At 63.0% G+C, this 15113-nt stretch carries 14 protein-coding genes; 7 read left to right on the top strand and 7 right to left on the bottom strand.

What is annotated here, in order from left to right; all coding sequences use genetic code 11:
• Positions 1 to 85: 85 nt before the first annotated feature.
• The 7 genes from ACR65N_RS10630 to ACR65N_RS10600 all read right to left on the bottom strand — a co-directional run bounded on the left by ACR65N_RS10630 (position 86) and on the right by ACR65N_RS10600 (position 7433).
• Positions 86 to 1231, bottom strand: coding sequence for an iron-containing alcohol dehydrogenase (locus tag ACR65N_RS10630; protein ID WP_440456978.1), 1146 nt, complete (start codon positions 1229 to 1231; stop codon positions 86 to 88).
• Between the two features lie 4 nt (positions 1232 to 1235).
• Positions 1236 to 2615 carry an aldehyde dehydrogenase family protein gene (locus ACR65N_RS10625; protein ID WP_440456977.1) on the bottom strand — a complete coding sequence of 460 codons (1380 nt, stop codon included), beginning with the start codon at positions 2613 to 2615 and terminating at the stop codon, positions 1236 to 1238.
• Positions 2616 to 2637: 22 nt separating this feature from the next.
• Positions 2638 to 3045 (bottom strand): type II toxin-antitoxin system VapC family toxin, encoded by a 408-nt coding sequence (locus ACR65N_RS10620; protein ID WP_440456976.1) that lies wholly within the window; start codon positions 3043 to 3045, stop codon positions 2638 to 2640.
• The gene (locus ACR65N_RS10615; RefSeq protein WP_440456975.1) at positions 3038 to 3511 is read right to left on the bottom strand and encodes a helix-turn-helix domain-containing protein; all 474 of its coding nucleotides are present in this window, start codon (positions 3509 to 3511) and stop codon (positions 3038 to 3040) included. The genes ACR65N_RS10620 and ACR65N_RS10615 overlap by 8 nt, the downstream gene beginning before the upstream one ends.
• A gap of 87 nt (positions 3512 to 3598) precedes the next feature.
• Positions 3599 to 4969, bottom strand: a complete 1371-nt coding sequence (locus ACR65N_RS10610; RefSeq protein WP_440456974.1) for a glutamine synthetase family protein — start codon at positions 4967 to 4969, stop codon at positions 3599 to 3601.
• Between the two features lie 60 nt (positions 4970 to 5029).
• Positions 5030 to 6532 (bottom strand): amino acid permease, encoded by a 1503-nt coding sequence (locus ACR65N_RS10605; protein WP_430304037.1) that lies wholly within the window; start codon positions 6530 to 6532, stop codon positions 5030 to 5032.
• A 121-nt stretch (positions 6533 to 6653) separates the two neighbouring features.
• Positions 6654 to 7433 (bottom strand): N-formylglutamate amidohydrolase, encoded by a 780-nt coding sequence (locus tag ACR65N_RS10600; RefSeq protein ID WP_440457318.1) that lies wholly within the window; start codon positions 7431 to 7433, stop codon positions 6654 to 6656.
• Positions 7434 to 7603: 170 nt separating this feature from the next.
• Here ACR65N_RS10600 and ACR65N_RS10595 point away from each other — a divergent pair, with 170 nt between their 5' ends.
• From ACR65N_RS10595 to ACR65N_RS10565, 7 genes are all read left to right on the top strand, one after another.
• Entirely contained in the window at positions 7604 to 8494 is an 891-nt protein-coding gene (locus ACR65N_RS10595) for a MurR/RpiR family transcriptional regulator (protein ID WP_440456973.1), read from the top strand.
• A gap of 134 nt (positions 8495 to 8628) precedes the next feature.
• Positions 8629 to 9732 carry an ABC transporter substrate-binding protein gene (locus ACR65N_RS10590; protein WP_440456972.1) on the top strand — a complete coding sequence of 368 codons (1104 nt, stop codon included), beginning with the start codon at positions 8629 to 8631 and terminating at the stop codon, positions 9730 to 9732.
• 102 nt (positions 9733 to 9834) lie between these two features.
• Positions 9835 to 10725, top strand: coding sequence for an ABC transporter permease (locus ACR65N_RS10585; protein ID WP_430304040.1), 891 nt, complete (start codon positions 9835 to 9837; stop codon positions 10723 to 10725).
• Complete coding sequence (locus ACR65N_RS10580; RefSeq protein ID WP_440456971.1) at positions 10722 to 11504, top strand: ABC transporter permease; 783 nt, start codon at positions 10722 to 10724, stop codon at positions 11502 to 11504. Before ACR65N_RS10585 ends, ACR65N_RS10580 begins: the two co-directional genes overlap by 4 nt.
• Positions 11505 to 11533: 29 nt before the next feature.
• The gene (locus ACR65N_RS10575) at positions 11534 to 12595 is read left to right on the top strand and encodes an ABC transporter ATP-binding protein (protein WP_440456970.1); all 1062 of its coding nucleotides are present in this window, start codon (positions 11534 to 11536) and stop codon (positions 12593 to 12595) included.
• Positions 12596 to 12617: 22 nt separating this feature from the next.
• Entirely contained in the window at positions 12618 to 13481 is an 864-nt protein-coding gene (locus ACR65N_RS10570) for a hypothetical protein (RefSeq protein ID WP_440456969.1), read from the top strand.
• A 224-nt stretch (positions 13482 to 13705) separates the two neighbouring features.
• Positions 13706 to 15049, top strand: coding sequence for an MFS transporter (locus ACR65N_RS10565; protein WP_430304044.1), 1344 nt, complete (start codon positions 13706 to 13708; stop codon positions 15047 to 15049).
• Positions 15050 to 15113 lie beyond the last annotated feature (64 nt).

Genomic DNA, 15113 nt, shown 5'->3' with positions numbered 1-15113 from the left:
ATATGACCCGGAAGATCTTGGAGCGCGCCGTTGACCCTGGTTCAGAGCGGGCGCGCCGTATGACGACGCGCCCTTAAAGGTGGGCTCAGAAGCAGTCGCGGAACAGCTGCTTCGTGTTTTCCAGGGTCATGGCGACCGGGTTGCCGCCGCAGGACGGATCCTCCAGCGCCATCGCCGCCAGTTCGTCGATGCGATCGGGCTCTATACCCATCGCCGAGAGGGTCTGCGGCACATGCAGTTCGGCCCGCAGCGACAGGACGTAGTCGTAGAAGCCGTCAAACCCGCCGGAGATGCCGAGATAGGCTGCGGCGCGCTCGATCTTCGCCTCGATCGCCGACCGGTTGAACCTCAGGACCGGCGGCATCACCACCGCATTGGTCATCCCGTGATGGGTATTGTAGACGGCGCCGATCGGGTGCGACAGCGCATGGATGGCGCCGAGCCCCTTCTGGAAGGCAACAGCGCCCATGGCAGCCGCCGCCATCATGTTGGTGCGCGCCTCGAGGTCATTGGCCTCGTGGTAGGCGCGCGGCAGGAATTCCTTGACCAGCCGCATTCCTTCCAGCGCGATGCCCTGGCTCATCGGGTGGAAGAACGGCGAGCAATAGGCTTCCAGGCAGTGGGCGAAGGCATCCATGCCGGTGCCGGCGGTGATCACCTTCGGCATGCCCATGGTCAGTTCCGGATCGCAGATCACCACGCCCGGCAGGAACTTGGGATGGAAGATGATCTTCTTCACATGCGTCTGCGAGTTGGTGATGACCGAGGCGCGGCCGACTTCCGAGCCGGTGCCGGCAGTGGTCGGCACCGCGACGATCGGCGCGATGCTGTCGCTGTTGGCCCGCGTCCACCAGTCGCCGACATCCTCGAAGTCCCAGACCGGCCGCGTCTGGCCAACCATGAAGGCAACGCACTTGCCGAGATCGAGGCCGGAACCGCCACCGAAGGCGACGACGCCGTCATGGCCGCCATCGCGATAGGCCCGGATGCCAGCCTCGAGGTTCTTCTCGTTCGGATTGGGATCGACATCGGCAAAGATCGCGCGGCCGAGACCGGCTGCCTCCAGCACCTCCAGCGCCCCGAGCGTGATCGCCATATTGGCCAGACCGCGATCGGTCACCAGCAGCGGCTTCTTCATACCGAGCGACTTGCACGCCTCGGCGAGCTCCTTGATGCGGCCGCGCCCCAGCTTGACGGCGGTCGGATAGCTCCAGTTGGCGGTGATGTTCATGGGTTCAGGCTTTCTTCAGGTGATAGGATTTCGGACGCGTCAGGTTGTGGAAGCCGAGCGTCGACAGCGAGCCGCCGCGGCCGGTCTGCTTGACGCCGGTCCAGACCAGCGCCGGATCGAGGTAGTCGGCCCGGTTCATGAACACGGTGCCGGTTTCCAGTTCGGCGCCCAGTTGCGACGCACGCTCCTCGTCGGCAGTCCACAGCGACACGGTCAGCCCGTATTTGCAGTCGTTCATCAGCGACAGCGCTTCCTCGTCCGATCTGACCTTCATGATGCCGACCGCCGGACCGAACGTCTCCTCGCGCATGAACTCCATGGAGTGATCGACATCGACCAGCACCTGCGGCATCAGGTAGGCACCGCCGTCGTCCTGCGGAAAGAGCTTCGGATCGATGAGCGCTTTCGCACCCCTGGACACTGCATCGGCCACCTGTTCGCGGACCGTCTTGGCGAACCGCGCATTGGCCATCGGCCCGAGCGTCGTCTCCTGCTCCAGCGGATTGCCGAGCTTGTAGTTGGAAACCCAGGCGACGGATTTTTCGACGAAGGCATCGTAGAGGCTCTCATGCACGTAGATGCGCTCGATGCCGCAGCAGCATTGGCCGGAGTTGAAGGTGGCGCCGTCCATCAGCGTGTCGACGGCGGCGTCGAGGTCGGCATCCTCCATCACATAGCCGGGATCCTTGCCGCCCAGTTCGAGGCCGATGCCGGTGAAGGTGCCGGCGGCAGCGCGTTCGACGGCACGGCCACCCTGAACCGATCCGGTGAAGTTGATGAAGTCGAACGATCCGGCAGCAATCAGCTTCTCGGTCGTCGCGTGATCGAGGAAGAGGTTCTGGAATACGTCTTCGGGCACGCCGGCCTCGACAAAGGCGCGCACCATCCGCTCACCCACTAGCAGCGTCTGCGCCGCGTGCTTGATGACAACCGTGTTGCCCGCCATCAGCGCCGGTGCCACAGTGTTGATCGCCGTCATGTACGGGTAGTTCCAGGGCGCGATGACCAGCACGACGCCGTGCGGCTGACGCTCGATGCGACGGGTGAAGGCGCTGCTGTTCTCGATCTCGATCGGCGCCAGCGCATCGGCGGCGATAGACGCGACATAGTTCGAGCGCTCGTTGAAGCCGCGAAACTCGCCGCCGTAGCGGATCGGCCGGCCCATCATCCAGGCAAGTTCCGGCACGACCTCATCGGTCATCTCGTTGAGGCGAGCGACGCCCTTCATCACCAGTTGGACGCGCTCGTCAAGCGGCCGTCTGGCCCAGTCCCTCTGCGCCTTCTTTGCCCTCGCCACAGCGTCTGCGGCAGGCTCGAAAGCCATCGCCGGCCGTTCGGCATAAACCGAGCCGTCCACCGGCGAGATACATTGTAGCATCGACATGTCAGTCTCCAGTCAGAGCCTGCTAGCAGGCGAGTGTCTTCACGTGACCCTGACCGCCGTAATCGAGGATGGCGCGGTCGCGTGTGATGATGGTCAGGTCGTGTTGGCGGGCGGTTGCGATGAGGATGCGATCCGCCGGGTCGTTGTGGATTGGCGTCGGAAGAAAAGACGAAGCCACCAGGATTTCCGGTGTGACAGCCAAGATATCTGCCCCGGATTGACTGACAAAATCCTGAAACCAGACGAGTGAATTCTTAGTCGTCGGCAGTCTCCCCTTGGATACCAGCATTCCTATCTCCCAGGCCGACATCGCCGAAACATAGAGAGTAGACTGCTTCGAGGTCAGTATTGACGCTGATCGCTGCGTTATCGGTCCGAACTGAGTGATCCAGATCATCGCACATGTGTCGATCAGATAGGCATCAGTCATCTTCGTAGACTTTGCCCCAATCCGGATCGGCAGGTGCTGTGAGATCCAGATCATCGGGAATCGTCATTGTCCCTTTCATGCAACCAAACATCGGATGAAGCTCTAGCAGTTCACCGCCTTCGGTCTCCATCCAGCGCTTGCCCTCCCGGTAGATGACATCAGCCTCTGTGAACATCTTCTGCCCTGATGGCTGTGGCGATGCTGCTATTGCCTCGGCGTCGTATGGCTGCTGCTTGTCCTCGCCGAAACCGGCAATCCCTCCTCGCCTTTTCTGCGCTACATCATCCAGGGTAACCCTCAGAAACCCCGCAATTTGGTCCTGCTCGTCCGCGCTCATCTTGCGTTCGCCATTCAACATGCGTGAGACTGCGCTTGGGTCCAGCCGCATGAACCGCGCCAGGTCGCGCAACGATGCGCCCCTGTCGGCAAGTTTCTGATGGAACCAGGCACTGTCAATGCTAGCCACTCTAACCTCCTGATCGCTTCATGATCAGCCGGCAAAATAGCATGATGCGAAGAGGTCAACAACGAGCCGGCATCCGTTGCGATTATCTCATGCGCGCTCGAAGCCTCTCGCCACCTCCCAATCGGTCACCCGCCGATCATATTCCTCCTGCTCCCATTCTGCCGCGCGCACATAGTGGTCGATGACGTCGTCGCCGAGCGCCTTGCGCAGCATGGCCGACCCCTTCAGCAGTTCCGTGGCGTGGCGCAGGGTTCGCGGGATTTCCTCAACGCCGCTGCGGCCATAGGCGTCGCCAACGAAGGCCGCGTCCAGCTCCATCTTCTTCTCGATGCCTTCGATCCCGGCGGCAAGCAGTGCGGCCATTGCCAGATAGGGGTTGAGATCCGATCCGCCGATCCGGCATTCGATGCGGATGCCCTTGGTGCCTTCGCCGCACAGGCGGAAGCCGGCGGTGCGGTTGTCCTTGCTCCAGACGATCTTCGTCGGCGCGAAGGTGCCGGCGACGTATCGCTTGTACGAGTTGATGTAGGGCGCCAGAAAATAGGTGTACTCGCTGGCGTAGGCGAGAAGCCCGGCGACGTAGTGGCGCATCAGTCCGGACATGCCGTATTCGCCGTCCTTGTCATGGAACAGCGAGGTCTTGCCGTCGAGGCTCCACAGCGACTGGTGGATATGCGACGACGAACCGGCGGCATTGTAGTGCCACTTGGCAAGGAACGTCACCGACTTACCCTTCGACCAGGCGATCTCCTTTGTGGCGTTCTTGATGATCACGTGCCGGTCCGCCATGGTCAGCGCTTCGGCGTAGCGGACGTTGATCTCCTCCTGGCCGGCGGAGGCTTCGCCCTTGGAGTTTTCGACCGGCACGCCGGCGGCCTGCAGGCCGATCCTGAGCGCCCGCATCACCTCTTCCTCCTTGGTGGTCTGGAAGATGTGGTAGTCCTCGTTATAGGCGCTGGCGAGCTTCAGGTTGCGATATCCGGCCTCGCGCGCCGCCTCGAATGTCTGGTCGAACAGGAAGAATTCGAGTTCGGTTGCCATGAAGGCGGAAAGCCCCATCGCCTCCAGGCGCGCCACCTGCTTCTTGAGAATGGCGCGCGGCGAATGCGGCACTTCCTCGTGCGTGTGATGGTCGAGCACGTCGCAGAGGACCAGTGCCGTGCCTTCAAGCCACGGCGTCTTGCGCAGCGTCGAGAGATCCGGCTTCATCGTGTAGTCGCCGTAACCGGTTTCCCAACTCGTCGCCTTGTAGCCGGAGACGGTCTCCATCTCGATGTCGGTCGCCAGCAGATAATTGCAGCTGTGCGTTTCCTTCCAGGCGCTGTCGACGAAATACTCCGCCTGGAAACGTTTGCCCATCAACCGCCCCTGCATGTCGATCTGGGCCGCGATGACCGTATCAATGCGCCCGGCGGCGACGTCTTTCTTCAGCTCGTCGAATGTGTAGGTGGATGCCATGAGAATACCCGCAAATGATGGAGAAGCGGCCCGCAGGTGCGGGCCGCGCTGAGATTGCGTTCACTTGGCCGCAGCAGCGGCCGCCTGATGTTCAAGCGCGAACTCCTCTTCCGGCGACAGGATCAGGCGATGCCGGCCGACGAGCGCAAAGTAGGCGATCGCGACGGCGAACCAGACAAGCACCCAGAGCACGCCCTTGGTGAAGTTCGGATCCTGGACCTGGTAGAGGAGCGTCACGATGGCGATGATGATCGTCAGCACCGCGCCCGGGATGCCGAGCGGCGAGCGGAACGGCCGCTCGATGTTCGGCAGGTTCCTGCGCAGCATGATGAACGAGATCGCCTGCATGATGTAGGAAAACATCGCGCCGAAGACCGCCATGTTGAGCAGCACGCTGCCGATCGCGCTGCCGCCAGCCTCGGCTCCGAGCGAGAACCAGATGACCAGCATCACGGCAAGTCCGACCACGGCGCCGGAGATCATCGCCACATGCGGCGTCTTGAACTTCGGATGGGTGACGGACAATGCAGTGGGGAAATAGCCGGCCCGCGACAACGAGTAGATCTGCCGGCCCTGCGCGTAGAGGATCGTGTGGAAGCTGGCGATCAGGCCGGTCAGCGCCACGAGGCCGAGGAGCACCACGCCGCCATCGCCGTAGACTGCCTTGAAGCCGTCGAGCAGTGGTTCAAGCGATGTGCCGAGATGGAAGGATCCGACACCAGGCACCGACGGGTTGAGCAGCACGATCATGAATGCCGACACCATCAGCGTGATCATGCCGAGGATGATGCCGCGCGGCATGTCACGCTTCGGATCGACGGACTCTTCGGCGGCGAGCGGCAACTGCTCGATCGCCAGGAACAGCCACACGGCGAATGGCAGCGTCGCGAGCACGCCGGTGAAGCCGAAGGGGAACCACGACCCGTTGCCGTCCGGCAGTTCCATTGCAGCACCATCCGGCCCGACGCCGATGTTAAGCGCCCAGCGCGAGAAATCCATGCTCGGAATGGCGCTGATCCAGAAGAACACCAGCACCGCCAGCGAGATGACGGTGATCACCAGCGTCACCTTGAACGACAGTTCCAACCCGTAGACGTTGAGGGCGAGGAACATCAGGTAGAAGACGATCCACACCAGTGGCGAATAGACCGGGTCGAGCCCGAGGATCGAGTTGATATAGGCGGTGATGAAGGTCACGATGACCGCCGGCGTCAGCACGTATTCGACGTTTTCGCAGAGCCCCGTGACAAAGCCGCCCCAAGGTCCCATCGCCGTGCGGGCGAAGGAATAGGCTGCACCCGTGTGCGGCAGTGCCGGGCTCATCTCGGCGATCGAGAAGGTCAGACCGAGATACATCACGGCGATGATGATGCCGGCCACCAGCATGCCGCCCCAGCCGCCGGTTGCAAAGCCGAAATTCCATCCGGAAAAATGTCCGGAAATGACGGCGCCGACCCCCAGCGCCCAAAGCGACCAGACCCCGGCATAGCGCGAAAGTCCCCGTTTTTCGAAATAGCCAGCCTCAGCCTTCGTATAGCTGATCCCCGTGGAAGAATTGTCCATTGCCCTCTCTCCTGTTGATAGAAGAGGGCGACCGTGCCTTGCGCACGGCCTGCCCCAGACGGCACATCGGCCGGCGGTATTGCCGAAACGACGAGCCCAGCATGCACTGCTCCCTCGGGTCTTATCCTTGGCTCTGCTGCAGACTTTCCGTCAGCAGGCCTGAGAGAAAATCGGCCGCGACCCCCTGGCCGATTTCGTCTTCGATGAGGTCGTTTCGAACCTCGATCATGACGTTCAAGAGCCCGTGCGGCAGCGCCTGCCGCTCGAGCGTATGCGTGACCCCGTCCGCGGGTCCGTATGGCTGGTTGCGCTCCACACGGTAGAGCGACGTGTCGGCGGCGGCTGTCAGCATGCGGTCCGCCAGCCGGCTGTCGGTATCGTGCAGGATGCCGATCTCCACGGTCCGCGCCCTGCCAAAATAGACCGGGGTGAACGAGTGGACTGTAACGAGAACCGTTGACTGCCCGCGCGTCTGCCGCGCCGAAATTTCGGCTGTGATGCGGTTCTGGAAAGGGAAGTAGAGCGCCGCCGCGCGCTGTGCCTTGTCCGCCTCGCTCAGTTGCTCGTTGCCCGGAATGCGAAAGACTTCGCTGACCGGCCGGATGGCGGCCGGAGAATTCGGCGGCCGGTTGCAGTCGTAGACCAGGCGTGAGAACCGCTGATGGATCAGCACCGCGTCGAGCGCCTGCGACATCTTCTGCGCGACGGCGAGTGCTCCCGGATCCCATGCGATGTGCGAGGAGATAGCGTCGTCCGAAAGGCCGAGCGTACCCAACCGTTGCGGCATCCGCAGCGACGCGTGCTCGCAGACCAGCAGCACGCCACCCTGCCCTGCGGCATTGTCGACGGCGACGGGATCTCCGTCGGCAGGCGTCAGGAACTCGTTGGGTGCCAGCATCATCTTGTTCAGCGTCACGCTCCTGGAACAATAAGAAGAGAATTCTTCATGATGAACCGCCGGTCAACTGCATTCTGAAAGAATCTTTTCAGGATGTGGATTGACTCGTGGCGCTCGGCAATTGTTAACTTCTCCTCAATACCGGCAAAGACCGGAAGGGAACAGGACAGCTCGTGACGTCGCCATCGCACACAGTGCTGGAAGTGATCCGTCTGAACTACGACGGGCTGACGCCGGCTGAGCGGAAGCTGGCAGACAGCCTGCTGGACAACTATCCGGTATCCGGCCTCGGCAGCATTACGGCAACGGCGGAGAATGCCGGCGTCTCGACGCCGACCGTCGCGCGCATGGTTCAGAAGCTCGGCTACAAGGGCTACCCCGAGTTCCAGTCGCATCTGCACCAGGAGCTGGAGGCGACGATCTCCAACCCGATTGCCAAGCACGACCGCTGGGCGGCGGGCGCGCCGACGGCGCACATCCTCAACCGCTTTGCCGAGGCGATCACCGCCAACCTGCGCGACACCCTGTCGAGCCTCGACGTGAAGACCTTCGACGGTGCCGCCGACCTGCTGCGCGACGAGAAGCGTAGCCTCTACTTCGTCGGCGGCCGCATCACCGGGGCGCTTGCCGAATACTTCTTCACCCACATGCAGGTGATCCGGCCGAAGACCACGCTGATCTCGACCAACCGCAGTTCCTGGCCGCAATATCTGCTGAACATGAGTGCCGGCGACGTGCTGGTGATCTTCGACATCCGCCGCTACGAGCAGGAGCTTGCAACGCTGGCGGAAGCAGCGGCCGCCAGCGGCGTGATCATCATTCTGTTCACCGATGTCTGGTCCTCACCGGTCGCCAGACATGCGCCGCACGTCTTCAAGATCCGCATCGAGGCACCGTCCGCCTGGGACTCCTCGGTCGTCACCCTGTTCACCGTCGAGGCGCTGATCGAGGCGGTGCAGGCAGCGACCTGGGAGAAGACCCGGAAGCGGATGGATTCGCTGGAAAAACTTTTCGAACGCTCGCGGCTGTTTCGTCGGGCAGAACCGACGGATCGCTCTAACTAGCGAGAATTCAAAGGGGAATATCAACGAAGTCGACAATAAGCAGACCCGCAGATACCCGTTTTCGACTGTCACATGCCATTCATGAACTCGCTCTACGAGTCGCGCCACACACGGAACCCCAGGAGGACATCGTGATGACCAAGACCCATCGAATGCTATCCCTGACGACGGCGATCGTCGTTGCCTCGACCAGCTTCGCCTTTGCCGAGCCGAGCGCCGAAATCGTCGCTGCTGCCAAGAAGGAAGGCATACTGACCACCGTCGCCCTGCCCCACGACTGGTGCGGCTACGGCGAAGTGATCGCCGCCTTCAAGAAGAAGTATCCGGAGATCACCGTCAATGAACTGAACCCGGACGCCGGTTCAGCCGACGAAGTGGAAGCCATCAAGGCCAACAAGGACAACAAGGGCCCGCAGGCACCGGACGTCATCGACGTCGGTCTGGCCTTCGGTCCGCAGATGAAGGCCGAAGGCCTGCTGCAGCCCTACAAGGTGTCGACCTGGTCGGAGATCCCCGACAACGTCAAGGACGCCGACGGCTACTGGTACGGCGACTATTACGGCGTCATGTCGCTGCTGGTGAACAAGGATCTGGTGAAGACCGTTCCGGCCGACTGGTCCGACCTGACGAAGCCGGAATACGCAGGACAGGTGGCGCTTGCCGGTGATCCGCGCGCGTCGAACCAGGCGATCCTCGGCGTGCTGGCAGCCGGCATGGCTGGCGGCGCAAAGGCCGGCAAGGAAGCCGGCGAAGCCGGTCTGAAGTATTTTGCCGAACTCAACAAGGCCGGCAACTTCGTTCCGGTCATCGGCAAGGCCGGCACGCTCGCCCAGGGCGCCACCCCGATCGTCGTCATGTGGGACTACAATGCGCTGTCCGCCAAGGACACGCTGGCCGGCAACCCGCCGGTTGAGGTCGTGGTTCCGAAGTCCGGCGTACTCGCCGGCGTCTATGTGCAGGGCATCTCCGCCTACGCCCCGCATCCGAACGCTGCAAAGCTGTGGATGGAACACCTCTATTCGGACGAGGGCCAGGTCGGCTGGTTGAAGGGCTACTGCCACCCGATCCGCTTCAACGCCATGGCAAAGGCCGGCAAGATCCCGAAGGACCTGCTCGACAAGCTGCCGCCGGCTGCATCCTACGAAAAGGCCTACTTCCCGACGCTCAAGGAAGTCGATGACAACAAGGCCGCCGTCACCGCTGCCTGGGACAAGGTCGTCGGCGCCAACGTCAAGTAATCCGCAGCAAAGACCCGCCGTCCCGGTTGCCATGACCGGGGCGGCGATGCACTCTGCGAAGAACAAGATCGTCGAACGGCGACGCAAGAGGGTTCGAGGGGAATGACGTTTCAGACACAAGCGGCCGCATCCGCGCCGCGGTTACGACGGCGCCTGCCCCTTCACTGGCTGGGCGTCCTGCCGTTTGCCGCCTTCGTCCTGCTGTTCCTCATCATGCCGACGATGAAGATCGTCATCGGCGCCTTCCAGCGCCCGGACGGCGGCTTTACCTTCGACAACGTCCTCAACCTGTTCACGCCGTCGATCCTCGGCGCCTACGGCATTTCGATCCGCATCAGCCTCGCCTCGTCCTTCTTCGGCTGCCTGATCGGCTTTGGCGTTTCGGCCGCGGTCGTGCTCGGCGATCTGCCGCGCTGGATCCGCGGTCCGATCATGACCTTCTCCGGTGTCGCGTCGAACTTCGCAGGCGTTCCGCTGGCTTTCGCCTTCCTCGCGACGCTGGGTCCTGTCGGCTTCCTGACGCTGTTTATCCAGACGCAGCTCGGCATCAACCTGCGCATGCTCGGCTTCAACCTTCTGTCCTTCTGGGGGCTGACGATCACCTACCTGTTCTTCCAGATCCCGCTGATGATCCTCATCATCACGCCGGCGCTGGACGGGCTGAAGAAGGAATGGCGGGAAGCCGCCTCGATCCTCGGTGCGACGAATGTCCAGTACTGGCGCATGGTGGCGCTGCCGATCCTGACGCCGGCGCTGCTCGGCACGTTCGCGCTGCTGTTCGCCAATGCATTCGGCGCAGTGGCGACCGCCATCGCCTTGACCGGCTCGTCGCTGAGCATCGTTCCCATCCTGCTGTTCGCGCAGATACGCGGCGACGTGCTCGGCGATCCGCATCTCGGCTACGCACTGGCCTTCGGCATGATCGTCGTCACCGGCTTTGCCAACGCGATCTACATCTGGCTGCGCACGCGCAGCGAAAGGTGGATGAAGTGAAGCGTCTCTGGGCCTGGCTGGCACTTTCCGTCGGCGTTTTGTATTTCATCCTGCCGCTGATCGGCATGACCAACTTCTCGCTGAAGATGCGCCGTGGCGAATACTCGTTCGATGCCTATGCGCGCGTCTTTGCCGACGACCGTTTTCGCGAGACCTTCTCCTATTCGGTGACGATGGCGCTGCTCACCATCGCCTTCGGCGTGCTGCTGGTGGTGCCGACGGCCTACTGGGTGCGGCTGAAGCTGCCGCACCTGCGGCCGTTCATCGAGTTCATCACGCTGATGCCGCTGGTCATCCCGGCGATCGTCATCGTCTTCGGCTATATCCGTCTCTACAACACGTCGAGCTGGCTGCCGCTGACCGGTTCGGCCACGGGCACCAACGTGCTGCTGATGTTCGGCTATGCAACGCTCAGCCTGCCTTACATGTACCGGGCGGTCGACACAGGGCTTCGAACCATCGACGTCACGACGCTGACGGAAGCCGCCCAGAGCCTCGGCGCCAGCTGGTTCACCATCATCACCCGCATCATCCTGCCCAACGTCATCGTCGCGGTGCTGTCGGGCGCTTTCGTCACCTTTGCCATCGTCATCGGCGAATTCACCATGGCGGCGCTCCTCAACAAGCCGGCCTTCGGCCCATACATGCAGCTGCTCGGCGCCAACCGCGCCTACGAGCCGGCGGCGCTCGCCGTGATCGCATTCTTCATCACCTGGGCCTGCCTCGGATTGATGCAACTGGTCTCGCGGCTGCAGAAATCCACCCAGCGGCCGGTTTGAGGTCAGCACGGTTTGAGAAAGACATTTTCATGAGCTTTTTGACCCTTACCCATCTGCAGAAGTCCTTCGGCGCGACGAAGGTCGTGCACGACTTCAACATGACCATCGAAAAGGGCGAATTCGTCTCGTTCCTCGGACCGTCCGGATGTGGAAAGACGACGGTCCTGCGAATGATCGCCGGCTTCGAGATGCCATCGGGCGGAACGATCGAGATCGACGGCAAGGATCAGACCAACCTCAAGCCGAACCAGCGCACCATCGGCATGGTGTTCCAGGCCTATGCGCTGTTCCCGAACATGAACGTCTTCGACAACGTTGCGTTTGGCCTGAAAGTCGCCGGCAAGCCGAAGGCCGAGATCGAGGCGCGGGTGAAGGAGATGCTGAAGCTGATCCACCTGGAGCACCTGGCCGACCGCTATCCCTACCAGATGTCCGGCGGTCAGCAGCAGCGCGTGGCGCTTGCCCGGGCACTGGCGCCGGCGCCGCAGGTGCTGCTGCTCGACGAGCCGCTGTCGGCGCTCGATGCCAAGATCCGCGTCTCGCTGCGTGAGGAAATCCGCCTGATCCAGCGAAAGCTCGGCATCACCACCGTCTTCGTCACCCATGACCAGGAAGAGGCCCTTTCGATCTCCGACCGCATCGTCGTCATGAACGGCGGCCGCGCCGACCAGATCGGCACGCCGGCCGAGATCTACAATCGTCCGACCACTCGTTTCGTCGCCAACTTCGTCGGCACCCTGAATGTCGTCGAAGCACACGTGATTGACGCCACCTCCGGCACGCTTCGGGTCGGGGAACAGACGCTCGTCCTGCCGCAGCCGATTACCGACCAGCGGAATGGCGCGGCAGTGTCGCTCGCCTTCCGGCCGGAAGCGGCGTCCCTCGCCTCGCCCACCGTCGCCGACGCTGCCCTTGCCGGCACCGTTCTCTCGTCCAGCTTCCTCGGTTCCGTCGTGCGCACGAAGGTAGACCTCGGCGGCAACACGATCTCCTTCGACATGTTCAACGATCCCAATGCGCAACCGCCGCGGGTCGGCGAGCGGGTGGCGCTGCGCCTGTCGCCCGAGAGCCTGATGGTTCTCGGCGAATGACCGCCTGAACCGAGATAGCAGCATGCGCATCGACATCATCGACACGATCACCGACCCGGGCAAGGCTGGCCGCGCCAACGAGGACCGTTTGGGCTTCAACCGCGACGCCGCCTTCGTGCTCGACGGCGCGACCGGCCTCGGCGACCGGCAGTTCATGCCGACCTATGGGTCGGACGCCGCCTGGATCGCCGAATTCGCGGCCGCGCGGCTGACCGATAGTTTCACGGCAACCGCCGACGCCCGGCAGACGGTCCGGACGATCTCCGCTGCTGCGCGTACGGCTTTTGCGGCCGTCGCCGGCGACCAGCCCCGCTATGCCTGGCCACTCGCCGCCTTCGCCGCACTTCGGGCAACGCCGCAGGCTCTGCAGTTCTGCGGCTTCGGCGACAGCGTCATCTACATCCTGCACGACGACGGCCGGGCGGAAACCTTCACCGCTCTGCCCGAAGCCCCGGCGCGCGAACAGGCCGCCGCCCGCATCCATGTCGACAGGCTGGGCGGCATCGGCGCCGGCGGTATCGCAACCAGCGATCCGCAGACGCTCGAACAGCTGCGACGCAGCCGTGAGCGACAGAACACGAACGAAGGAACCGTCTGGTCGTTTGGGCTGGTGCCGGAGGCGGCCGACCACCTGGTGACGCAGGACGTGGTGATGACCGGCGGCGCGACCGCCATCATCTGCTCCGACGGGCTGGCCGATCTGGTCACTCTCTACGGTGCCTATGACGCTGGTGGGCTCGTGCGCCGCGCGGCGACCGCCGGCCTGAGGCCGCTGCTGGGAGAGTTACGGCGGTTCGAGCGGGAGCTTGATCCGGACGGGTTGACCTATCCGCGTTTCAAGCAGTCGGATGATACCACCGCCATCCTCTGCCGTCTTGAGATCTGACGCAATTCGTCAACATCTGCAGAGACTTGCAGGCGATTGCGGAATCGTTTCGGGAACGTGTTGAATCAATTTCTGAGGCGAGATTGCCGACGTCCTGCTGTGCCGTTCCGGTCGCAGTCTGGCTCCCGGGCACTGGACTGTTACAGGCTACACCAGATTCTGCTTGAAATGACCGTCTCGAAGGGTAACGAGACAGGGTCACCGTCCGAAACAAGGTCACCAGCATGTCCCCGACCACGCCCGTTGCGGCCGCGCCGCATCGCCTCACTTCACAGGACTACCGCACGCTTGGGCTTTCCGCTCTCGGCGGCGCTCTGGAATTCTACGATTTCATCATCTTCGTCTTCTTTGCGACCGTCATCGGCCACCTGTTCTTTCCGCCGGACATGCCCGACTGGATGGTGACCATCCAGACGTTCGGAATCTTCGCCGCTGGCTATCTCGTGCGGCCGGTGGGCGGCATCATCATGGCGCATTTCGGCGACCGCTTCGGCCGCAAGAAGGTCTTCACCTTCTCCATCCTGCTGATGGCGCTGTCGACGCTCGGCATGGCGGCGATGCCGACCTATGCGACGATCGGCATTGCCGCACCGATCCTGCTGATCGTCATGCGCATCCTGCAGGGTGCGGCGATCGGCGGTGAGGTGCCGGGCGCCTGGACCTTCGTTGCCGAGCATGTGCCGTTCCGCCGTGTCGGCTTTGCCTGCGGCTTCCTCTGCTCGGGCCTCACACTCGGCATCCTGCTCGGGTCGTTCATCGCAACGATCATCAATACCGTCTTCACGCCCGAGCAGGTCTCGGCCTTCGCCTGGCGCATCCCGTTCCTGCTCGGCGGCATCTTCGGCCTCGTCGCCGTCTACCTGCGCCGCTGGCTGCAGGAAACGCCGATCTTCGCCGAGATGAAGAAGAGCCGTGCACTGGTGCGCGAACTGCCGCTGAAGGCGGTGCTGCGTGATCACCCGCGCGGCGTGATCATCTCCATGCTGCTGACCTGGGTGCTGTCGGCCGGCATCGTCGTCACCACGCTGATGACCGCCACCTTCCTGCAGAAGCTTTACGGCTACAGCGCGCAGGTCTCGCTTGCCGCGACGAGCTTTGGCACGCTCTTCCTGATCGTCGGTACGGCGTCCGCCGGCGCAATCGTCGACCGCGTCGGCTCGGGGCGTTTCTTCACCGTCGCCAGCCTGTTCTTCGGCATCGCGACCTTCGCCTTCTACACCTATGCCGGCGTCTCGATGACCGTGCTCTTTGCCCTCTACGCGGTGATGGGTCTGGCGGTCGGCATGGTCGGCGCGGTGCCCTACGTGATGGTGCGGGCGTTCCCGGCGCATGTCCGCTTCAGCGGCCTGTCCTTCTCCTACAACGTCGCCTACGCGATCTTCGGCGGCCTGACGCCGCTCGCCGTCAGCGCCATGCTGCCGGTCAACCCGATGGCGCATGCCTGGTACCTGGTGTTCATCGCCGCGCTGACCTTCGTCCTCGGCCTCTACCTGATGGCCCGGGGCGACGAGATCGAAGCTGAGGTCGGCATCGAGGAACTGGCACACAGGACCGCATCGCGGGCCTGATCTCGCTACCTGAAGACAAGCAAAACCCGCGGAAGGCGTTCGCCTCCGCGGGTTTTTCCTGTCT

The sequence above is a fragment of the Rhizobium sp. SAFR-030 genome (assembly GCF_059415005.1).
Note: the sequence above shows the minus strand (reverse complement) of the source record. Positions and strands in the feature narration are given on the sequence as shown.